Raw genomic sequence first — 20,615 nt, 5'->3', positions numbered from 1 at the left:
GGGCGACTCCCAGCTAACGTGACAGTGGAGACCAAACCTAATCCTGCCTGAGGTCTGATTGTGAGCGACCTGCCTTTCGGTTTCAGCATGCCGAACGATCCCGATGACGAGTCCGGACGCCGCGCTGGCGACTCCGGCTCGGGTGGTGCCGGCAGCGGCCGCCCGGGCGGAGGGGACTCCGGAACACCCGAAGGATTCCCGTTCGGCGACCCGCAGCAGATGGCCGACATGCTGCGCCGGTTCGCCGACATGATGTCGGCCCAGCCCGCCCCCGGCGGCACCCCCGCCGGACAGGGCACGGGCTCGGGCATCAACTGGAGTATGGCCAAGGACATAGCGCGACAGGTCGTCGCGCAGAAGGGCGACCCCAGCGTGCCGCCCGGCGACTACGCCAGGGTCCAGGAGGCGCTGCGCCTGGGCGACCTGTGGCTGGACCAGTCCACCTCGCTGCCCTCGGGCGTGCAGACGGCGCAGGCGTGGAGCCGCTCGGAGTGGGTCGAGAAGACCATGGACTCCTGGGCGCAGCTGTGCGACCCGCTGACCAGCAAGACCGTCAGGTCCATGGGGCAGAGCCTGCCCGAGGAGATGCAGTCGGTCGCCGGTCCCCTGCTCGGCATGATCCAGCAGATGGGCGGCATGATGGTCGGCCAGCAGGCGGGCCAGGCCGTGGGAGAGCTCTCCCAGGAGGTCGTGGGCACCGCCGACATCGGGCTGCCGCTGGCCGGCGAGGGCAGCGCGGCGCTGCTGCCGCTGGGCGTCGCCAAGTTCAGCGAGGGCCTGCAGATCCCCGACGACGAGGTGCGGCTGTACCTGGCCGCGCGCGAGGCGGCCGTGCACCGGCTGTACTCGCACGTGCCGTGGCTGCGCTCGCACGTGTTCCGCCTGGTCGCCGAGTACGCCGACGGGATGTCCTTCGACATCAGCGGCCTGGAGGACCGGCTCGGCGAGATCGACATCAACAACCCGGAGTCGCTCCAGGAGGTGCTGGGCGGCCAGGGCATGTTCCAGCCCGAGGACACGCCGCAGCAGAAGGCGGCGCTGAACCGGCTGGAGACCACGCTGGCGCTCATCGAGGGCTGGGTGGCGACCGTGGTGTCGGGCGCGGTGACCGGGCGGCTGCCGCAGGCGGACGCCCTGGCCGAGGCGACCCGGCGGCGCCGGGCCACCGGCGGCCCGGCCGAGCACACCTTCGCGGCCCTGGTCGGGCTGGAGCTGCGTCCGCGGCGGCTGCGCGAGGCGCAGGCGCTGTGGAAGGCGCTGGAGGAGGCGCGCGGCATCGACGGGCGCGACGCCGTGTGGCAGCACCCGGACCTGATGCCGGGCAGCGAGGACCTGGACGACCCGACGGCGTTCGTCAGCGGCGGGGCGTTCGCCGACGCCGACTTCGACATCTCCACGCTCACCGGCGAGGCCCCCGGGGCGTCCGCCGGCGAGGGGCCGGAGCAGGAGAAGCCGGATGACGGGAAGCCCGACGAGGGGGAGCCGGACCGGCCGGGAGGGGACTCCTAGGTGTCGCTGCACGCCGACGCCCGGGCGGTGCTGTCCGCCTGGGCCGCGCCCGACGCGCGCCAGGAGGAGCTGCGCCGCGCGTACGTGGCGCACCTGGACGCCCACGAGGACGGGATGTGGCGGGGCTGCCTGCCCGGGCACATCACCGCCAGCTCGGCGGTCGTCTCCGCCGAGGGCGACCGGGTGGTGCTCACCCTGCACCGCGTCCACCGGATGTGGCTCCAGACCGGCGGCCACTGCGAGCCGCAGGACGCCACGCTCGCGGAGGCCGTGCTGCGGGAGGCGACCGAGGAGTCCGGCATCCCGGGACTGGAGCTGCTACCGGGACCGATCCGGCTGGACCGCCACGCGGTGCCCTGCGGCGGCGGCAGCTTCCACCTGGACGTGCAGTACGCGCTGCTGGCACCGGCCGGCGCGGAGCCGGTGATGGACCCGGACGAGTCCGCCGACCTGGGCTGGTTCCCGGTCGACGCGCTCCCCGAACCCACCGACGAGGTCACCCGTTCCCTGGTGTCGGCCGCCGCGGCCGCGGTCGCCGCCCACCTCGCCGCCCGGTGAGGGGGACCGGCCGCGGGCCGCTGTCCCCGGCGGCTCCGCCGCCCGGGGTCACTCCTCCGCGAGGGCGACCTCGGCGCCGGTGAGCGGCTCCTCCGGGGCCAGGCCTGGCTCGCAGGGCTCGGAGCGCGATCCGGCGCTGAACCCCTCCAGGTAGCCGCGGGCGCGCTCGGCCTTGGGGTAGCGGTGCACCAGTTCCCAGAACTCCGAGCCGTGGTGCGGGATGAACAGGTGCGCGAGCTCGTGGATGAGGACGTAGTCGACCACCCAGGAGGGCATTCCGGCGACGCGTCGGGAGATGCGGATCGTGCGGGTGTCGGGGGTGCACGAACCCCAGCGGGAATTCTGGTTGTCGACCCAGCGGACGCTGTCCGGCAATCGGGTGCCGTCCAGATAACGGCGGGCCAGTTCGACCGCGCGTTCGTGGAGCTCCCCGTCACCGGGGCGACGGCGTTCCTCGCGTGCCTCCAGGCGTTGCAGCATGCGTCCCACCCAGCGCTTTTCCTCTGCGCGGGAGAACGTCGCGGGCACGAGGACGACGGTCGTGTCCCCGTCCCTGTAGGCCGACACGGTGCGCCGGCGGCGAGGACTGCGTCGCACCTCGATTTTGGTGTTCGAGGGCACGAACTTTACGGTAGCCGAGGACAGCGCTCTCGAACAGGAGTGTGTTGTCCCGTTATGTCTTTGATTTCGTCTCCTCGGTGAGAACGGACCGGGTGGGCGGAAATCCCGGCCCCGTCGCGCATTCCGGCCTGACCTGGGGTATTCCACCCCGCTTCGGAGGGCCTTCCGGACCCTGTTCCGAAGCACTCCTTTATTGTCCGTACACAGAAAAGAGACCGGACGGTGATCCCCTTCGAGGATCGCCGTCCGGCCCCGTCTCGGTTCCGCACCGGTTCCGCATGTGTCCGCCGTTGTCGGCCGGGTCCGGCGCGCTGGTCACCCCAGGTCACCACCGCGCCCGGTCACCCCGTCAACACAGGCGTGACCACGCGATTTCCATGAGCGCGTCTTCGGCACGGCGCTGCTCCCGCTGGCGGGCGCGCATCTCCCGTGCCGTCAGGCGGATGCCCTGGCGTTCGCGGGTCTCGGCGCTCGGCTCGTTGGTCATGTCCAGGAGTTCCAGGATCATCATGTCTCGTTCAGTCCTTCGGGGTCTGTAGTACTGCGGTGGAGAGTTCGGGTGAAGCTGTCAGGCGGCGACCGGAGCCGGGTTCTTGCGGGGGCGTCCGCGCGGGCGCTTGCGCGCCACGACCTGGCCGGCGACGAGCAGCTGGCCTCCCCAGACACCCCAGGGCTCCTTGCGGTCCAGGGCGTCGGACAGGCACTGCTCCCGGACCGGGCAGGAGCCGCAGAGGGCCTTGGCCGCCTCGACGTCGGCGGGGGCCTCGGCGAAGAACAGGTCGGGCTGCATACGGCAGGGGATTTCGGTCTCGCCCAGCCAGGGCGTTTCCAGGACCGACGCGAGCATCGGTGCCCTCCAAGATCTTTGTTCGTCTCGTACAACGCGGTCGGTGTTCTCGGTTCACCGGATGCGGTTCCGGTGCGGGACCTGACTTGCGATGCCGACGCCTGCCCTGCCTCCCCGGGGGAGATCGGGCGGACGAGGATACAAAGAAAGCCGCGGCCCCGAATTCGGGGACCGCGGCCACGGATGGAGACCCTGGGCCTAGTCGGCTAGGCCGGATTCCTCCGTGGACACTTCCCCGGTGCGCCATAGCGGCGCGGGGTTCCTTCGGTGCGAGCCGTCATGAGTTCGCCGCGGTCACGGGCGCTCTCGTTGCCGGTGGACACACCACTGCCGTTGGACTCGTGCTCGGCGGCGAGGATCACGGTCGCGACGGGACGGAAGCCGAAGCCCCCGAAGTCCGGACCGGTCCCCTCGACGAAGACGCCCTTCCGGGCACCCTCGGCCGAGGCCAGGCCGATGCCCCTCAGGGCATCGCCGGCGATGGCGCGCTCACCGCGTAGGGCGGAGCCGCCGGACAGACCGCAGGACAGGGCGGTGCCCGGGACGGCGTTCAGCCACTGCTGACGGGACGACACGGCCGAAGCGAAGCTCGTGGTCATCATTTGATCGGGCACCTCCTTCACGGTCGGGCGGCGGGATCCCTCCCGCGCCATAGAGCGGTCTTGGCGACGATGTACAGACTAAGGGTCGCCCGCGAAAACTAGCAACCTATTTTTGACCTGGGAAAACGTCCTCATCCGGCCACGGGTTCCAGGGAATCCGCGGGATCCCCGCGTTGTTGCCGGGCCCCGTGGCCGGTAGCGGTCACACCGGGCCGGGGCGCAGGGCGTCGGACCAGCCCTCGGCGTCCACCACCCGGATCAGGCCCTCCTGCACCACCGAGCACACCAGCTGCCCGTCGCGGGTGTAGACCAGGCCGCGGGCCAGCCCCCGGGCGCCCTGGGCGCTGGGGGTCTCCTGCGCGTACAGGAGCCACTCGTCGGCGCGGAACGGGCGGTGGAACCACATGGCGTGGTCCAGGCTCGCCATGGAGATCCCGGCGAAGGACCGCCCGTGGCGCAGCAGCACCGTGTCCAGCAGGGTGAGGTCGGAGGCGTAGGTCATCAGGCACACCTGGGTGAGCCGGTCGTCGGGCAGCTTCCCGTCGACCTTGAGCCACACCGGGTTGACCGCCGTGCGCAGCCGGGGGTCGCGCTCGGCCTCGTAGGACAGCGGCCCCACCGGGCGCAGCTCGATGGGGTGCCAGCGCACGAACCCCGGGACCCGGCCGAACTCGGCGCGCAGCCGCTCGCGGGTGCTGGGCAGCTCCTCGGGCGGGGGGACGTCGGGCATCGGGATCTGGTGGTCCAGCCCCGGCTCCTCCTTGTGGAAGGAGGCCGACAGGGTGAAGATCGGCTTGCCGTGCTGGACGGCGACCACCCTGCGGGTGGTGAACGACCGGCCGTCGCGGACCCGGTCCACCTCGTAGACGATCGGCACCGCCGGGTCGCCGGGGCGGATGAAGTAGGCGTGCAGGGAGTGGACGTACCGGTCCTCGGGCGCGGTCCGGCCCGCGGCAACCAGGGCCTGGCCCGCGACCAGCCCGCCGAAGACCCGCTGGGGGCCCTCCTGGGGGCTGTTGCCCCGGAAGATGTTGACCTCGATCCGCTCCAGGTCCAGAACCGCCAGCAGGTCGGCCAACGACTGGTCCCGCCGGGTCTCGTCGGCTCTGTCGCTCATCCGGCCACATCCTCCTCTTCGCCGTCGGGGGCGTCCCGACCTTCCATGACCTCGGCGGGCTCGGCGCCCGCGACCAGCGCGAGTACCGCCTCCCCGTAGCGGTCGAGTTTCGCCGGACCGACACCGGACACCGCCGACAGCTGCGGGACCCCGGAGGGCTCCTGTTCGGCGATCGCCTGGAGGGTCGCGTCGGTGAAGATCACGTAGGCGGGGACCTTCTGCTCCTGGGAGACCGCGCGCCGCCAGTCGCGCAGGCGCTCCAGCAGCGCCTCATCGTAACTGGAGGGGCAGTCCAGGCAGCGGCCCAGCTTGCGCTCGGCCGCGTCGGTCAGGGTGTTCCCGCACACCCGGCAGCGGGCGGGCCCGCGGCGGCGCTCGGCCCGGCGGGCGGCGGTGCTGGGGGACGCCGGGCGCAGGCCGTCCAGGAACCGGGAGGGCTTGCGGGTCTTGCGCCCGCCCGGGGAGCGGGCCAGGGACCACGACATCGCCAGGTGCTCGCGGGCGCGGGTGACGCCGACGTAGAAGAGGCGGCGCTCCTCCTCGACCTGCTCGTCGGTCTCGGCGTAGATGATCGGCATCATGCCCTCGGTGAGGCCGACCAGGAACACCGCGTCCCACTCCAGGCCCTTGGCGGCGTGCAGGGAGGCGATGGTGACGCCCTCGAAGCCGGGCGCGTGCTCGGTGGAGATGCGCACGTCGAGTTCTTCGACCAGGTCGTTCATGGTGACCGGGGCGCCCCCGGGGCGCGGCGCGGCGGCCATGTCCTCGGCCAGCTGGGCCAGCGCGGCCAGCGACTCCCAGCGCTCGCGGGCCTGGCGGCCCTCGGGCGCGGTGTCGGTGAGGCCGATCTGCCCCAGCAGCTGGCGGACGGTGGCGATGAGCGGCGCGGGCTCCTCCCCGGCCGCCTCGTGGCGGGCGCCGCGCAGCAGGTGCACGGCCTGCTTGATCTCGGGGCGCTCGAAGAACCTGGTGGTGCCGCGCACGCTGAACGGGATGCCCTGGTCGGTGAGGGCCTGCTCGTAGGCGGCGGACTGGGCGTTGATGCGCACCAGGACGGCGATCTCCCCGGCCGGGACGCCCTCCTCCATCAGGGCGCGGATCTTGCGGGCGACCCCGGTGGCCTCGGCGGGCTCGTCGTCGTACTCCTGGTAGACGGGGTCGGGGCCGTCGGGGCGCTGGGCCCGGAGGGTGAGGTGCCCGGCGGAGGTGGTGCCCCGGGCCTGGGAGATGACGTGGTTGGCGACCCGCACCACCTGGGGGGTGGAGCGGTAGTCGCGGACCAGTTCCACGACGGTGGCGTGCGGGTAGCGGGCGGCGAAGCCGGTGAGGTAGGAGGGGGTGGCCCCGGCGAAGGAGTAGATGGTCTGGCTGGGGTCGCCGACCACGCACAGGTCGTCGCGGTCGCCGAGCCAGGCGTCGAGCAGGAGCTTCTGCAGCGGGTTGACGTCCTGGAACTCGTCCACGACGAAGTAGCGGTACTGCTCGCGGACCCGCTGGGCGATGGCCGGGTACTCGTTGATCATGCCGGCGGTGAGTTCGAGCATGGACTCGAAGTCGAGCAGGTTGTGCTCGCGGCGCAGCTCCTCGTACGCCTCGAAGACCCGGGCGACCTCGCCCGCGGGCAGCGGCGCCTGCCGGGACGCCTTGGCGACGGCGCTCTCGTAGTCGGTGGGGCGGACCTGGGTGACCTTGGCCCATTCGATCTCGGAGGCGAGGTCGCGCAGGCCGGTGCGGTCGGGCTGCACGCCCACGGAGTGGGCCGCGCGGGCCACCGCCTGGATCTTGCTCTCGATGAGGGTGGGCTTCTCGCCGCCGATCACCTGCGGCCAGAAGAACGAGAGCTGGCGCAGCGCGGCGGCGTGGAAGGTGCGGGCCTGCACGCGGGGGGCGCCCAGGGCGCGCAGCCGTCCGCGCATCTCCCCGGCGGCGCGGGTGGTGAAGGTGACCGCGAGGATCTGCTGCTCGGAGACGACCCCGCTGGCGACCGCGTGGGCGATGCGGTGGGTGATCGCCCGGGTCTTGCCCGTTCCGGCACCGGCCAGGATGCACACGGGGCCGCGCAGGGCGCGCGCCGCCAGGGTCTGCTCGGGGTCCAGTCCCTCCAGGACGCGGTCGGGGTCCATGGTGCTCCTGAACATGGTCGAGACGGTTGTGCGGTTCTGTGGGTCAGTCTCTCAAGTATCGGCCGCGCCGGGGACGGAACCGCACCCGTCCACAGGCGGCCCTCGCGGGGACCGGGCGGGCGGACCGCGGCCGGTTGCGGCCACGGAGCCGACCGACACATTTCAGAACCAGCCCGGCCTGTGAGGCGTCCCACGTTGTGTCACACGGTCGGGGGAAGCGGACCGGGCCCCGCGGTGTTGGGATGTGGGACCGGGCGAGAACGCCGACCGTAGGACGAGAAGAAACGTGAGCGAGATGACGAACACGGCCACCGAACAGTTCACGATGTACACCACCCCCTGGTGCGGGTACTGCAAGCGGCTCAAGAGCCAGCTCGCACGCGAGGGGATCACCGGGCGTGAGGTGAACATCGAGGAGCACCCGGAGGCCGCGGAACTCGTGATGAAGGTCAACAACGGGAACCAAACCGTCCCGACGGTGGTCTTCAGTGACGGAGCGGCGATGACCAACCCGTCGCTCGCTCAGGTGAAGCAGAAGCTGGCCGAGCTGTCGTAGCCCGGAGAAGCCGGCCCGCGGGTCCCGCCCGCGGGCCGACCGCCCCGTGACCCCGAGGGGCCCTCTCCCCGGTGCGGCCGCTCTCGGCCATGGACGGCTCGGACGTATGACGACGGGGAGTGTTGAGTTGGGGGACGACGTGAGTTCTCATGACATAGCGGTCGCCGACGCGGTCGACGTCGGTGTGGTGCGCCGCACCCCGACGGGGTGGCGCGTGGGGAACGGGCACGAGCTGCCCGACCTGGTGAGCGCGATGGTCCTCGCCGACCTGCTCACCGCGGAGGCGGGCGGGGAGCGCCGGCGGGCGCAGGCGCCCGGACGGGCGCCGGAAGGGGCGACCGAGGTGGAGCGCCTGCGCCACACCATCGCCCAGTTGGAGCACGCGCTGCACTCGCGCGTGGTGGTGGAGCAGGCGATCGGCGTCCTCGCGGAACGGCACACCATGCCGCCGCGCGAGGCGTTCGAGCGGCTGCGCTCCTCGGCGCGCTCGCGCGGCCGCAAGGTCGCCGACCTGGCGAGCGACGTGGTGGAGAGCAGCACCAGCCCGTTGACGGTGCTGCCGGACGAGCTGGGCGTCTCCCCCGGTACCAACTGACCCGGCTCCGCGGCACGACGGCCACCGACCCTGTCGGGAGGGTCGGCGGACGGGCCCGCCCCCGCGACGCCCCCTCGGTCACCACTGACCGGGGAGGGCCTCCCCCTGCCAGTGCTCGATGAGGGTGCGGGCGATCGAGACGGGACCGGGGAGCACGATCTCCCCGGTGGCCGCCGCCTCGGCCAGCGCGGCCCGGGTGAACCAGCGCAGGGAGCCGATCTCGTCGTCGGTGCGCTCGGTCTCGCCGACGGCCCGCGCGGTGTAGCCCACCATGAGGCTGCGCGGGAACGGCCACGGCTGCGACGCCAGGTAGCGGGGCTCCTCGACCACGATCCCCGCCTCCTCCGCGACCTCGCGGACGACCGCCTGCTCCAGGGACTCTCCGGCGTCGACGAACCCGGCCAGCACGGAGTAGCGGCGCGCGTCCCAGTTCGGGTTGTTGCCGAGCAGGACCTGCTCGTCCCCGCCCTCTCCGCGGTGGACCAGCATGATGACGGCCGGGTCGGTGCGCGGGAACTGCTCGCGCCCCTCGCGTTCGCACAGGCGCAGGTGGCCGGCGGCGGAGATGACCGTGGGCGCGCCGCAGGCCGGGCAGAACCCGTGGGTGGCGTGCCAGTTGGCCAGGGCCACGGCGCGGGTGAGCAGTCCGGTGTCGCGGTCGCCGAGCAGCGGGCCGAGCTCGCGCAGGGACGCGGGCCGGGCGCCGTCGCGCTCGACGAGTCCGGCCGGGGAGCGGACCGCGAAGTAGGCTCGGCCGCCGTCGACCCCCAGCAGGTAGCGCTCGCCCTCGGGTGCGGCCTCCGGCGCGGTGAGGACCAGCTCGGGGTCCCCGTCGGTGGTGACCAGCGCCCGTGACTGCTTGGCCATCAGGGCCTTCCACCCGTAGCTCGTGGGGTCGCCGCCCTCCAGGACGAGGACCCGGGTGTCGGGGTCCTGCCACGCCCGCTCCAGCCAGGCCTGGTCGGTGCGCCGGTGTGCGGCGGCGTCCACGGCGGCGCGGGAGAGCATGGGGCGGGACGCGGCGGGGCCGGGCCGGGAGGCGGTGGTGTCGACGTGCATGGGTCCTTCCGGGAAGTGTGCGGGAGCGGGGCCGCACCCGGGGGTGCGGCCGCCGGCTGACAGGGACAACGCCGTCGGGGCCCGTCGCATGCCCGGGCCCGCGGGAGCGCCCCTCGGGTCGTCGCGGGCCGGGTCAGGCCGTGGCGCCCAGCTCCTCCCACAGGTAGGCGACGCTCTCGGCCCCCTTGAGCAGGAGCGGCGTCTCGACCTTCTCGTTGGGCGCGTGGATGTTGTCCTCGTCCAGGCCCACGGCGACGAACACCAGCGGCGCCCCGAGGATGTCGGCGATGTCGGCCTCGGGGCCGCTGCCGCCCTCGCGGGTGAAGAGCACCGGGGTGCCGAAGGCGCGCTCCATGGCGCGGCGGGCCGCCTTCAGGGCGGTGGAGGACAGGTCGGAGGCGCAGGCCCGCACGCCGGGGCCGCCGAACTCCAGTTCGGCGCGCAGGCCGTCGGGGACGCGGGAGTCGACGAAGTCGCGGACGCGCTCCTGGATCTTCAGGGGCTCCTGTCCGGGGACCAGGCGGAAGCTGACCTTGGCGTGGGCGGACCGGGGCACGATGGTCTTGCCGCCGGCGCCGGTGTGCCCGCCCCACATGCCGTTGATCTCGGCGGTGGGCCGCAGCCAGATGCGCTCCAGGGTGCTGTACCCCCGCTCGCCCCACGTGGCGGTGGAGGCGGCGGTGGCCAGCCACTCCCCCTCGTCGAAGGGCAGGCGGGCGATGAGCTCGCGCTCCTCGGCCCCGGCCTCGACGACCCCGTCGTAGAAGCCGGGGATCGCGACCCGGTCGTCCTCGTCGTGCAGGGCGGAGAGCAGGTCGCTCATGGCCTTGAGCGGGTTGGGGACGGCGCCGCCGAAGGAGCCGCTGTGCAGGTCGCGGCCGGGGCCGTACAGGGAGATCTCGACGTCGGTGAGGCCGCGCATGCCCACGCACATGGACGGGGTGTCGGCCGCCCACATGGTGGTGTCGGAGATGACGGCGACGTCGCAGTCCAGGCGGGCGCGGTTGGCCTTCATGAGCTCGGCGAAGTGGACGGAGCCCGACTCCTCCTCGCCCTCGATCAGGAGCTTGATCGTGACCGGCGGGGCGTCGGCCCCGGAGGCGGCCAGGGCGGCGCGCAGGCCCAGGGTGTGGAAGAGGATCTGGCCCTTGTCGTCGGAGGCGCCGCGGCCGTACAGGGAGGTGCCGCGCTCGGTGGGGACGAAGGGCGGGGTGTCCCACTCCTCGACGGGGTCGACGGGCTGCACGTCGTGGTGGCCGTAGACGAGGACGGTGGGGGCGCCGGGGTCGGCGGCGGGCCACTGGGCGAACACGGCGGGCAGGCCCGGGGTCTCCCAGACCTCGACGGTGGGGAAGCCGGTGGCGGAGAGGTGGTCGGCCAGCCAGCGGGCGGAGCGGCGCACGTCCTCGTGGTGCCCGGGGTCCGCGGAGATCGAGGGGATCGCCAGCCACTCCTTGAGGGAGGAGAGGAACTCGTCCCGGTGGTCCTCGATGTAGGTGCGTACGTCCATGTTCGTGTCCTCGTTCCGACGTCCTTGTCGCTTCCGACCTTAGACCTGGTCGGATACGTCGGAGTCCGCAGGGACCCGGACCGGGGAGCCCGCCGGCGGGGCGTCCGGGCACGGCGCGGCGGGGCCCGCCCGGGGCGGACCGGGCGGGCCCCGCCGTGCGCGGTCAGCCGCCGGTGGCCTGCTCCCAGGCGTCGAGGTAGGTCGGCAGCTCGGCCTCGACGACCTCCCAGTCGGGCTCGAAGACCGTGACCCCCTCCAGCAGCGCCGCCAGCTCCTCGGCCTCCTCGCCCTCCGGCTCGACGTCCCCGCGCGCCGGGAAGCCGCCCGCCACCGGGGCCACCCGGCTCTGGGCGCTCTCGCTGAGCAGGAAGTCGATGAGGGCGCGGCCGTTGTCGGCGTTGGGCGCCCCCGTGAGCAGGCCCGCCGTGTAGGGCAGGGCGAACGTGGCGGGGTCCCCGCCCTCCTCCACGGCCGGGAACCAGATGCCGATGTTGGGCATGGTGCGGGACTGCGCGTAGTTCATCTGCACGTCGCCGTTGGCCACCAGCAGCTCGCCCTTGTCGACCTTGGGGCCCAGCGCTCCGGTGGAGGAGGACGGGCCGACGTTGTTGGTCTGGAGTTCGCCGAGGTAGTCCATGGCGGGCTCCAGCCCCCCGAAGTCGTGGACCGCCTGGATGACCACCGCGGTGCCGTCGCCGGCCACCCCGGGCGTGGAGTACTGGAGCCGGCCCTCGAACCGCGGGTCGAGCAGGTCCTCCCAGGTGGCGGGCGGCTCCGGCAGCTCCTCGGTGTTGTGGATGAGGCAGAAGTAGTTGTCCACGATGGACGTCCACCTGCCGTTCGGGTCCTTGGTCTCAACGTGTTCGGCGCCCTCGGGCACGTACTCCTGGAGCAGGTCCAGGCCGTCGGCCTGCTGGATGAACGGCGGCAGGGTGACGATGACGTCCGCCTGCGGGTTGGACCTCTCCCGGGCGGCGCGCTGCACCATCTCCCCGGAGCCGCCCTCCACGTACTGGACGGAGATGCCGGTCTCGGCCTCGAACTCGGCGAAGAGCTCGTCGTACCAGCCCGTCCCCTCTTCGTTGCGCAGGCCGTCGGCGGAGTAGACGGTGACGGTGGGGCCGGTCTCGGCGGGGCCGCAGGCGGTCAGGCCCGCGACGAGGGCCAGCGCGGCGGTGCCGGCCGCGGCGGCCCCGGATCTGGTGGTCATGGTGGGAACCTCTCGGTGAAGGCGCACGGTGGCGGGGGGCTCAGCGGAACGCCGCCCGGGTGCGGACCCGGGACAGCAGCAGGAGGACGGCCAGGGTGGCGGCCATCAGGACGAGGGCGGAGGCGGCCCCGGCGAAGAGCGCGCCGCGGTCCGTGGCCGCGAAGATCCGCACCGGGAGCGGCAGCCAGGACGGCGGGTAGAGCATCATCGTGGCGCTCAGCTCGCCCATGGACAGGGCGAAGCAGAGCCCGGCGGCGGCGCTCAGCGAGGGCAGCAGCAGGGGCAGGCGCACCCGCAGCAGGACCCGCAGCGGACGGGCGCCCAGTGAGGCGGCCATCTGCGCGTACACGGGGTCCAGCCGGGTGAGCGCGGCCGACACCGACTGGTAGGCGAACGCGGTGACCAGCACGGTGTGGGCGGCGATGACGATCGTCTGCGTGCCGTTGAGCAGCAGCGGCGGGCGGCTGAACGCCACCAGCAGGGCCAGGCCCACCACCACGGTCGGCACCGCGACGGGCGTCATGAACAGGGCATCCATCAGGGCGCGGCCGCGGCGGCGCAGCCCGTCGGCGGCCAGTGCCGCCCAGGTGCCCAGCACCAGGGCCAGCACGCTCGCCGTGGCGGCGGTGGCCAGGCTGACCCGCAGCGCCTCCAGGTTCGGCCCGCCCAGAGCGCCGGAGACGTTGTCCAGGGTCGGCCCCGAGGGCAGCACGCCGCTCCAGGAGGTGGAGAACGCGGCGACGGCGATGACCCCGAGCGGCAGCAGGAACAGCGGCACGACGACCAGGGCGAACAGCGCCCACACGGTCAGGCGGGCGGCGCGGCTATGCACGAGCACGGTCGGCGCCTCCTCCCAGGCGGGCGGTGAGGGCCCGGTAGACGAGGTAGAGGGTGACCGACAGGGCCGCGTTGACCACGGCGACGACGCAGGCGGTGGTGTAGTCGGCCCGCAGGATCGCCGAGCTGTAGACGAGCATCGGCAGGGTGACGACGTCCTTGGCGCCGGTGAAGAGCACGATCGCGAACTCGTTCAGGCACAGCACCAGGACCAGCGCTCCCCCGGCGGCCAGCGCGGGCAGCGCCTCGGGCAGGATCACCGACCGCACCACCCGCAGCGGGCGGGCGCCCAGGGAGGAGGCGACCTCCAGGCGGGCGGTGTCGATCTGCCCGAACGCGGCCAGCAGCGGGCGCATGACGAACGGCGTGAAGTAGGTGACCTCGGCGAGGATCACGCCCCAGGGGGTGGCCAGGAACCGGAAGGGCCCCTGGTCCGCCCCGGTGACGTCGGTCCACAGGCCGTTGGCCATGCCGACGGTGCCGTAGACGAACAGCAGGGCCAGGGTGATGAGGAAGGACGGGAAGGAGAGGTAGGTCTCGATGAACCGGGCGGTCGCCCCGCTGCCGGGGAACGGCACGAACGCCACCACCAGGGCGAGCAGGAACCCCAGGACCAGGCATCCGGCGGTGGCCGTCACCGCGATGAACACGGTGGTGCCCAGCGCCGAGCGGAAGCGGTCGGAGGCCAGCACCTCGGCGTGGTGGGCGAGGGTGAGGCCGCCCGCGGGGTCGGTGACCGACTCGGCCGCCACCAGCAGCAGGGGGTACAGGAAGACCGCGGCCAGCAGCACCACCGGGGGCACCGCCCACAGCGCGGCGGGGGAGCGCCGGGGCGGCCGGGACCGCGGGGCCGGCGGCGGGGCGGCGGCGCGCTCCGGGGCCCGGGCCGTGTCCGTCGCGGCGGTCACGTGGCCACCTCCTCCGGCTCCGGCTCCAGCAGGACGGCGTCGGCGCGGGTGAAGCCCAGGGAGATGGGCTCGCCCGGGGCGGGCGGCTCGGCCGCTTCCCGGACTTCGGCGGTGACCGGGTGGCCGCCCACCAGGGCGGTGATCCGGTGCACGGAGCCGCGCCACTGCACCTCGGAGACCTCCCCGCGCAGCGTGTACTCGGCCCCGCCCGGCACCACCCGGTGCGGGCGCAGGCACACCCGAAGCTCGGCGCCCTCCCCCGCGCCCGCCGGCAGCTCCTCCGGCGCGGGTTCCCAGGCCGTGCCCAGGCAGTGGACCCGGCCGCCCTCCAGGCGGGCGGGCAGCAGGTTGGCGCCGCCGACGAACCGTGCGGTGAACGCGGTGCGCGGCCGTGCGTACAGGGCCCGCGGGGTGTCGTACTCCCGCAGCCGGGCCCGGTCCAGCACCGCCACCCGGTCGGCGAGGGTCAGCGCCTCGCTCTGGTCGTGGGTGACGTAGAGGACGGTGACGTCGGGCAGCTCGCGGTGCAGGCGGGCCAGCTCGCCGAGCATGTCCGAGCGCAGCCGGGCGTCCAGCGCCGACAGCGGCTCGTCCAGCAGCAGCACCTTGGGGCGGATGGCCAGGGCGCGGGCGATCGCCACCCGCTGCTGCTGGCCGCCGGAGAGCTCGCGCGGGTGGCGGCGGGCGTAGCCGGCCATGCCGGTCATCTCCAGGGCCCGGGCGACCCGGCCCGGGATCTCCCTGCGCGGGGTGCCCTGCGCGCGGAGCCCGAACGCCACGTTCTGGTCGACGCGCATGTGCGGGAACAGGGCGTAGCTCTGCACCACCATGCCCACGCCCCGGGCGTGGGGCGGCAGGTCCGTGACGTCGCGGCCGTTGAGCAGCACCCGGCCCGAGGCGGGGCGGACGAACCCGGCGACGGCGCGCAGGGCGGTGGTCTTGCCCGACCCGGAGGGCCCCAGCAGGGCCGTGAACTCCCCGGGCTCGACGGTCAGGTCCAGGCCGTCCAGGACGACGGTGTCGCCGTAGGCGACGCTGACGCGGTCGAAGCGGATGCCCACGGGTCAGCCCTCCCCGTCCAGGAGGGCGGGCAGCCCGGACACCCCGGGCAGGACGTGGGCGGCGCCGGCGGCGCGCAGGGCCTCGGCGCCGTGGGCGCCGGTGAGCACCCCGGCGACCAGGCCCGCCCCGGCGTTGATCCCGCTGCGCACGTCCGATGCGGTGTCGCCGACGACGGCGACCGCAGCCATCGCGGAGACCTTCGCGCGCAGGGCCGCGGTGAGGACCATGTCCGGGTGGGGGCGGCCGCGGCCGCCCGCGTCGGCCGGGCACAGCACCAGGTCGGGCAGGCCGGTCCAGCCCAGGGCACGCAGGATGCGGTCCTGGGTGTCGCGGCCGAACCCTGTGGTCAGGGCGACGGTGCGGCCCTGGGCGCGCAGGCGGCGCAGGGTGTCCTCGGCGCCGGGCAGGGGCGCGCACAGGCCGTCGTCGACCAGGCGGGCGTAGGCGTCCTCGAAGGCGCGGTTGGCCTCCTGGGCGCGGTCCTCGTCCCCGCCGGTGAGGTGGCGGAACACGGTGATCTTGGATTCGCCCATGGTGGCGCGCACGTACTCCAGGTCGGCGGCGGTGCGCTCGGGCAGGGCGGCGGCGAAGGCGCGCTCCACCAGGCCGTCGTCGGCGACGGTGGTGCCCGCCATGTCGAGGGTGACGAGTTCGATGTCGGTGGAGGAGGTCATGACCATCCCAGTTCTTCGGCGGTGGTCTCGGCGATCGCCGGGGAGCAGGTCATGCCGCGCCCCCCGGGGCCGGTGACGAGGTGGACGCCGTCGGCGACGGCGGCGCGGTGGACGACGGCGGCGGGGTCCAGGCACTGGGCGTAGACCCCCGCCCAACGGCGGCGGATCGGCGGCATCGGGCGGCCGAGCAGGCGGGTGACGACCCCGGCGAGGTGGTCGTAGGGGTCCTCGGAGGTGTCGAAGGAGAAGGGGGCGTCGTACTCGTGGGTGTCGCCGATGGTGAGCGAGCCGTCGGCGCGCTGGACCATCAGCAGCTGCATCGCGTGCCCGGCCGGGACCGGGCCCTGGGGCTGGGCGGCGTTGAGGGCGTCCAGCTCCGGGCCCCGGTAGGCGGGGTAGTAGCGGAAGCTGTCGCCGTCGGCCACGGAGGTGGTGAGGGCCTCCCCCAGCGGCGCGGTCTGCGCCATCTGGAGCCGGACCCGGCGCACCGGCAGGTCCGGGACCAGTTCGCGCACCAGCCCGCCCAGCCAGGCGCCGGTGCACAGGACGACGGTGTCGCCGCGGTGGACCTCGTCGCGGTCGTCGCGCACGGCGGCCGGTCCGGCGAGGTCGCGGACCTCCCGGCCGGTCAGCAGGGTGTAGCGTCCGCTGCGGGCCAGCTCGGCCTGGAGCGCGGCCTGGGCGGTGCGGGGTTCGACCTGGGCGTCGCGGCGGCACCACAGGGCGCCCAGCAGGTCGCCGCGCAGGGCGGGGTTGACCTCGCGGACCCGGTCGGGGCCGAGGAGCTCGTAGCCGCGTTCGGCCGCCTCCGGGCTCCGGGCGGCGGCCTCGGCCACGGCCAGTTCGCGCTCGGTGGCGGCGACGGTCAGGGAGCCGGAGGGGCGGAAGCCCAGGGCGGGCACCCGTTCGGCGATCTCCTCCCACAGCACGCGGGAGCGCTGCGCCGCGGCCAGTTCCGCGCCGGGGGCGCGGCCGCCGACCCAGACCAGGCCGAAGTTGCGGACCGAGGCGCCGCGGGCGGCGTCCTCGCGTTCGATGTGGACGACCTCGTGGCCTCGGGAGACGGCCTGCCAGGCGTGCATGGTGCCCAGGACTCCGGCACCGACGATGATCACTCGCATGGCCACGAGCGTGGTCGGCGCAGGTGGAGCGCACCGAGCAGCGCAGAGGCGTCCCGGTGAACCGGCGCGAAACTTTGGACTAGACCCGTTATCTTCTCGTGATAAAAAAGCGGGGCGGAGGCCCCGTGCGCGTCAGCGGCCGTCGCCGGACAGATGGGCGCTGAAGCTGAACCGGTCCCCCCGGTACAGCGAGCGCACCCGCTCGAAGGGGCGGCCCTCCCCGTCCCGCGACACCCGGTGGATGAGCAGCATCGGCAGGGCCGGCGGAGTGCCGATGAGCAGCGCCTCGCGCGGGGTGGCCAGCACCGTCTCCAGGCGTTCGTCCGCGTCGGCGAACACGATGCCGACCTTGTCCGCCAGGTAGCCGTAGAAGGTGGAGTCGGGGTCGAACTCGCTGTCCAGTCCGGGCACGCGGGCCACCGGGATGTAGGTGGACTCCAGGCCGACGCGCTCGTCGTCGGCGAGCAGCACGCGCTCCATGTGCCAGACGGGTTCGCCCGCGGCGACGTCCAGCTCCCGGGCCAGCCCCTCCGGACAGGGCCAGCTGCGCAGGTCCACCAGGGTCCGCCCCGGGCGCAGCCCCTGGCGGCGGACGCCCTCGGTGTAACTGGCCAGGGAGAGCGGCTGCTCCAGCTTGGGCCCGGCCACCACCGTGCCCCGGCCGCGGCGGCGCAGCCTCCCCTCCAGGAGGAGGTCGCGCAGCGCCTGGCGCACGGTCTCGCGGGCGGCGCCGAAGCGTTCGGCGAGCTCCCGCTCGGTGGGCAGGGTCCGCCCCACCTCCAGCCCGTCGACCAGCTCCGTCAGGCGGATGCGGACGGCGTAGTACTTGGGCACCCGGCCGTGCTCGGGCACACCGGCCCGGACGGGGGCGCCGCTGTCCTGGGGGATTCCTGGGCTCGGCACACAGGACATTGTCCACGATCGGGATGAACGGGCCGCCAACAGCGCACGGAGGGAACCTTTTCGGCACGATGGGACTCACAGGACGGGGAGGGAACCACCCGCCCCACCGATGGGAGGAACCACGTGAGCATCACCCCCTCCGAGGCGATCGTCGCCCGGTTCAACGAGCTGTTCGACGTACTCGACACCGACGGGGACAAGTACGCCACCTGGGCGGACTACCAGCGGCTGGTGGACCGGTACATCACCGGGTACACGCTGGACCCGACCGAGCCCAAGGCGCACGCGATCGAGACGGCCTACCAGTCGCTGTGGGACCGCCTTGTGCGGTACTCCGGGGCCGGGGACCGCCTGGAGCGGCAGGAGTTCATCGCGGCCATGCACGCGGCGTCGGAGGACCGCAGCCGGTCCAACGCGGCCGAGGCGGTGGCCGAGGCGGTGTTCGACCTGCTGGACGAGGACGGCGACGGGCGGATCAGCCTGGAGGAGTTCCTCGTGTACGCCGCCGCGCTGGGCGCCGGCGAGGCCGACGCCCGCACCCGGTTCGCGCACGTGGACACGGACGGGGACGGGGACATGAGCCGGGAGGAGTTCGTGCTGTCGGCGCGGCAGTTCCTGTTCGGCGAGGACAGCGACTCCCCCGGCGGTTTCGTCTTCGGCGTGGTCTGAGCGCGTACGCGGGGGCGCCGCCGTCCGGGACGGGGCGGCGGCGCCCCCGCGCGTTCAGCGGCCGGCACCCGCCTCGTGGGCGTCCACCAGCTCGTCCCAGTGCTCGCTCGTCCACTCGCACACCGGCGCCATCGCGTCGAGCATCCCCCGGCCCAGGCCGGTCAGGGAGTACTCGACACCGCGGTCGGAGGCCGCCGAGCGGGAGACGAACCCGTCGCGCTCCAGGGCGCGCAGCGTCCGGGTGAGCACCTTGGCGGTGGTGCGGATCGGGACGCGCAGCTCGTGGAAGCGGCGCGGGCCGTCCTCCAGGCAGCGCAGGACCAGGGCCGACCACTTGCTCCCGGACACCCGGATCGGGGTGAGCGCCGAGGGGCACACGGGGTCGAACATGTCGGGTTCCAGGGGTTCGGGCACGCCGTGAGTCTAGGCGAGGTATCCCGGAGGGAACCAGGGTCCCCGGTAGCGTCCCGGTCGATCGGTCCCGACCCGGGGCCGACGGGGAATCGGAGGTACGGCATGTCCGGGATCGTGGTCGTCGGTGCGGGCGGCAGGGTGGGGCGCGCGGTCGTGGCGGAGGCGGTGCGCCGCGGCCACGAGGTGACGGCGGGGGTGCGCTCCCCGGAGCGGCACACCGACCTGGCGGGCGAGGGGGTGCGGGTGCTCCGGGTCGACGCGGTGGACCCGGCGTCGGTGCGGGAGGCCGCCCGCGGGCGGGGGGCGCTGGTGAGCACCGTGTACGACCAGGGCTCCGACCCGTCGGTGTTCTTCCCCGCCAACGCCCGCGCGCTGGTCGAGGGGGCCGCCGGGGCGGTCCGCCTCGTCCACGTGGGGCTGGCCCCCCTGCTGCCGACGGCGGCGGGGACCCCGCTGATGGACGAGCCGGGGTACCCGGACCACCGGGCGTTCTTCGCGGCGCACGCCGCGGCCCTGGAGGTCCTGTCCGGGAGCGGCGCGGCGGACTGGGTGGCGCTGAGCCCGGCGGGGGACTTCGACCGGGAGTCCGCTCCGACCGGCCGCTACCGGGTCGCCCCCGGAGCGGCGGACAGCACGATCACCGCGGAGGACTTCGCCCTGGCGGTGCTGGACGAGATCGAGGACCCCCGGCACCACCGCGTCCACATCGGCGTGGAGGGCGTCCGGTGACGCCGGGGACACCGGCCGACAGCGCGGCCCCGTAGTCCGCCGGCCGCACCCGGCCCCGGCCTCGACCCCGGCGGGCGTCACCCGGCGGCGGGCGCGGACGGGAGGGCTCCCGGGCCGAGGCGGGGCCAGGGGTCCGGCGGGTCGGAGGCGAAGAACAGCAGCAGGGCGAGGATCCGGCTCAGGGGCGGCGCGGTCCAGTGGCGCCGCCCCAGGACAGGGTCGGGCCGCAGCAGGCGGCCGAGCGCCCAGGCGAGGTGGTGCCACAGCACCCGGGCCTCCATGCCCGGGACGCCGTAGCCCTCCAGGACGGCGGGCAGCCAGGCCGGAGGGAGCTTCGCGAAGTCGGTGGCCGGGTCGGCGACGGCGGCGTCGCCCCAGTCCACGATCCCGGCGAGGGCGCCTTCGGGGGTCACGATCAGGTTCTGCGGGGCTATGTCCCCGTGGACCGGCGCGGAGGCCGCCGCGGCGGGGACCAGCGGTGCGAGTCCGGCGCACCAGGCGCGCAGCAGGCCGGCCGTGTCGGCGTCGATGTACCCCGCGGCGTGCACCCTTCCGACCAGCGCGGCCGGGTCGGGGTCCCCGGTCTCCCGGGGCAGGCCGGGCAGGGCGTCGGCCGGGACCGCGTGCAGCGCGGCGAGCCGGCGGCCCAGGTCGAGCAGCACGTCCCGGCCCGGGGCGCGGCCGACCAGGTCGGTGCCCGGGAGGCGTTCCAGCAGCATCGTCGGCGGCTCGCCCTCGCGGTACTCGACCAGCTCCGGGGTGAGGACCCCCGCGGCGCGCACCACCGGGATGAGCGCCGCCTCCTTGCGCAGGTCGGCCTCGTGGTCCGGCCCCCGGGGGACGCGCAGCACGAGGGACTCCCCCAGGGCCAGGACGTGGTTGGCCGCACCCGCGGGGAGCGGGCGCACGTCGGCGGGCGGTATCCCGTGGCGGGCGGCGACGGCGGCCGCGATCGTCTCCATCGCCGCCGATCCTCGCACGCCCGCCCGTC

Annotated in this window: 23 protein-coding genes; 6 read left to right on the top strand and 17 right to left on the bottom strand. The window is 74.1% G+C overall.

The genetic code is table 11. The features are described 5' to 3' along the window. Positions 1–60 precede the first annotated feature (60 nt). Positions 61–1,509, top strand: coding sequence for a zinc-dependent metalloprotease (locus ACFVNO_RS02955; RefSeq protein ID WP_355256642.1), 1,449 nt, complete (start codon positions 61–63; stop codon positions 1,507–1,509). Next, positions 1,510–2,067: an NUDIX hydrolase gene (locus ACFVNO_RS02950; protein WP_220565009.1), complete on the top strand. Its 558-nt coding sequence runs from the start codon at positions 1,510–1,512 to the stop codon at positions 2,065–2,067. A 48-nt stretch (positions 2,068–2,115) separates the two neighbouring features. Here ACFVNO_RS02950 and ACFVNO_RS02945 read toward each other — a convergent pair whose 3' ends face one another. The 6 genes from ACFVNO_RS02945 to ACFVNO_RS02920 all read right to left on the bottom strand — a co-directional run bounded on the left by ACFVNO_RS02945 (position 2,116) and on the right by ACFVNO_RS02920 (position 7,377). Then, the gene (locus ACFVNO_RS02945) at positions 2,116–2,688 is read right to left on the bottom strand and encodes a M48 family metallopeptidase (protein ID WP_255647068.1); all 573 of its coding nucleotides are present in this window, start codon (positions 2,686–2,688) and stop codon (positions 2,116–2,118) included. A gap of 349 nt (positions 2,689–3,037) precedes the next feature. Next, on the bottom strand, positions 3,038–3,199 hold the full coding sequence (locus ACFVNO_RS02940; RefSeq protein WP_355256639.1) for a hypothetical protein: 162 nt from the start codon (positions 3,197–3,199) through the stop codon (positions 3,038–3,040). 57 nt (positions 3,200–3,256) lie between these two features. Next, positions 3,257–3,535, bottom strand: coding sequence for a WhiB family transcriptional regulator (locus tag ACFVNO_RS02935; RefSeq protein WP_220565007.1), 279 nt, complete (start codon positions 3,533–3,535; stop codon positions 3,257–3,259). Positions 3,536–3,741: 206 nt separating this feature from the next. After that, positions 3,742–4,158, bottom strand: a complete 417-nt coding sequence (locus ACFVNO_RS02930) for a hypothetical protein (protein WP_355256636.1) — start codon at positions 4,156–4,158, stop codon at positions 3,742–3,744. Positions 4,159–4,339: 181 nt separating this feature from the next. After that, positions 4,340–5,254, bottom strand: coding sequence for an acyl-CoA thioesterase II (gene tesB, locus ACFVNO_RS02925; protein ID WP_355256633.1), 915 nt, complete (start codon positions 5,252–5,254; stop codon positions 4,340–4,342). Continuing rightward, entirely contained in the window at positions 5,251–7,377 is a 2,127-nt protein-coding gene (locus ACFVNO_RS02920) for an ATP-dependent DNA helicase UvrD2 (protein WP_378889211.1), read from the bottom strand. The genes tesB and ACFVNO_RS02920 overlap by 4 nt, the downstream gene beginning before the upstream one ends. Before the next feature lie 295 nt (positions 7,378–7,672). Here ACFVNO_RS02920 and ACFVNO_RS02915 point away from each other — a divergent pair, with 295 nt between their 5' ends. Beyond that, entirely contained in the window at positions 7,673–7,933 is a 261-nt protein-coding gene (locus tag ACFVNO_RS02915; RefSeq protein ID WP_220565553.1) for a mycoredoxin, read from the top strand. 106 nt (positions 7,934–8,039) lie between these two features. Then, the gene (locus ACFVNO_RS02910; RefSeq protein ID WP_255647067.1) at positions 8,040–8,528 is read left to right on the top strand and encodes an ANTAR domain-containing protein; all 489 of its coding nucleotides are present in this window, start codon (positions 8,040–8,042) and stop codon (positions 8,526–8,528) included. Between the two features lie 78 nt (positions 8,529–8,606). Here the strand turns inward: ACFVNO_RS02910 and nudC are convergent, their stop codons facing one another. The 9 genes from nudC to ACFVNO_RS02865 all read right to left on the bottom strand — a co-directional run bounded on the left by nudC (position 8,607) and on the right by ACFVNO_RS02865 (position 17,821). Then, positions 8,607–9,587 (bottom strand): NAD(+) diphosphatase, encoded by a 981-nt coding sequence (gene nudC, locus ACFVNO_RS02905; RefSeq protein ID WP_355256630.1) that lies wholly within the window; start codon positions 9,585–9,587, stop codon positions 8,607–8,609. A gap of 133 nt (positions 9,588–9,720) precedes the next feature. Next, positions 9,721–11,097: a dipeptidase gene (locus ACFVNO_RS02900; protein WP_355256627.1), complete on the bottom strand. Its 1,377-nt coding sequence runs from the start codon at positions 11,095–11,097 to the stop codon at positions 9,721–9,723. A gap of 163 nt (positions 11,098–11,260) precedes the next feature. Continuing rightward, positions 11,261–12,307 (bottom strand): 2-aminoethylphosphonate ABC transporter substrate-binding protein, encoded by a 1,047-nt coding sequence (locus ACFVNO_RS02895; protein ID WP_378888725.1) that lies wholly within the window; start codon positions 12,305–12,307, stop codon positions 11,261–11,263. Between the two features lie 40 nt (positions 12,308–12,347). Beyond that, positions 12,348–13,145, bottom strand: a complete 798-nt coding sequence (locus tag ACFVNO_RS02890) for an ABC transporter permease (protein ID WP_378888722.1) — start codon at positions 13,143–13,145, stop codon at positions 12,348–12,350. Next, complete coding sequence (locus ACFVNO_RS02885) at positions 13,132–14,052, bottom strand: 2-aminoethylphosphonate ABC transporter permease subunit (protein ID WP_355256618.1); 921 nt, start codon at positions 14,050–14,052, stop codon at positions 13,132–13,134. The genes ACFVNO_RS02890 and ACFVNO_RS02885 overlap by 14 nt, the downstream gene beginning before the upstream one ends. Further along, positions 14,049–15,113, bottom strand: coding sequence for an ABC transporter ATP-binding protein (locus ACFVNO_RS02880; protein ID WP_378888718.1), 1,065 nt, complete (start codon positions 15,111–15,113; stop codon positions 14,049–14,051). The genes ACFVNO_RS02885 and ACFVNO_RS02880 overlap by 4 nt, the downstream gene beginning before the upstream one ends. A gap of 3 nt (positions 15,114–15,116) precedes the next feature. Further along, positions 15,117–15,788 (bottom strand): phosphonatase-like hydrolase, encoded by a 672-nt coding sequence (locus tag ACFVNO_RS02875; protein WP_378888715.1) that lies wholly within the window; start codon positions 15,786–15,788, stop codon positions 15,117–15,119. Beyond that, positions 15,785–16,903 carry a TIGR03364 family FAD-dependent oxidoreductase gene (locus tag ACFVNO_RS02870; RefSeq protein ID WP_355257097.1) on the bottom strand — a complete coding sequence of 373 codons (1,119 nt, stop codon included), beginning with the start codon at positions 16,901–16,903 and terminating at the stop codon, positions 15,785–15,787. Before ACFVNO_RS02870 ends, ACFVNO_RS02875 begins: the two co-directional genes overlap by 4 nt. 138 nt (positions 16,904–17,041) lie before the next feature. Continuing rightward, positions 17,042–17,821 carry a GntR family transcriptional regulator gene (locus tag ACFVNO_RS02865; protein WP_220564997.1) on the bottom strand — a complete coding sequence of 260 codons (780 nt, stop codon included), beginning with the start codon at positions 17,819–17,821 and terminating at the stop codon, positions 17,042–17,044. 114 nt (positions 17,822–17,935) lie between these two features. On the opposite strand from ACFVNO_RS02865, the gene ACFVNO_RS02860 reads away from it, so the two are divergent. Further along, the gene (locus ACFVNO_RS02860) at positions 17,936–18,481 is read left to right on the top strand and encodes an EF-hand domain-containing protein (protein ID WP_378888711.1); all 546 of its coding nucleotides are present in this window, start codon (positions 17,936–17,938) and stop codon (positions 18,479–18,481) included. Between the two features lie 54 nt (positions 18,482–18,535). Here ACFVNO_RS02860 and ACFVNO_RS02855 read toward each other — a convergent pair whose 3' ends face one another. Beyond that, the gene (locus tag ACFVNO_RS02855; RefSeq protein ID WP_378888708.1) at positions 18,536–18,895 is read right to left on the bottom strand and encodes a winged helix-turn-helix transcriptional regulator; all 360 of its coding nucleotides are present in this window, start codon (positions 18,893–18,895) and stop codon (positions 18,536–18,538) included. A gap of 102 nt (positions 18,896–18,997) precedes the next feature. Here ACFVNO_RS02855 and ACFVNO_RS02850 point away from each other — a divergent pair, with 102 nt between their 5' ends. Then, entirely contained in the window at positions 18,998–19,624 is a 627-nt protein-coding gene (locus ACFVNO_RS02850) for an NAD(P)H-binding protein (RefSeq protein ID WP_355256594.1), read from the top strand. A 77-nt stretch (positions 19,625–19,701) separates the two neighbouring features. Here the strand turns inward: ACFVNO_RS02850 and ACFVNO_RS02845 are convergent, their stop codons facing one another. Continuing rightward, on the bottom strand, positions 19,702–20,586 hold the full coding sequence (locus ACFVNO_RS02845; RefSeq protein WP_378888704.1) for a phosphotransferase family protein: 885 nt from the start codon (positions 20,584–20,586) through the stop codon (positions 19,702–19,704). Positions 20,587–20,615: the final 29 nt, after the last annotated feature.

This window comes from Nocardiopsis sp. NPDC057823 (genome assembly GCF_042797335.1).
GTDB classification, from domain to species: Bacteria; Actinomycetota; Actinomycetes; order Streptosporangiales; family Streptosporangiaceae; genus Nocardiopsis; species Nocardiopsis changdeensis.
The sequence above is the reverse complement of the archived record's forward strand: the minus strand, read 5'-3'. Positions and strand labels throughout refer to the sequence as shown.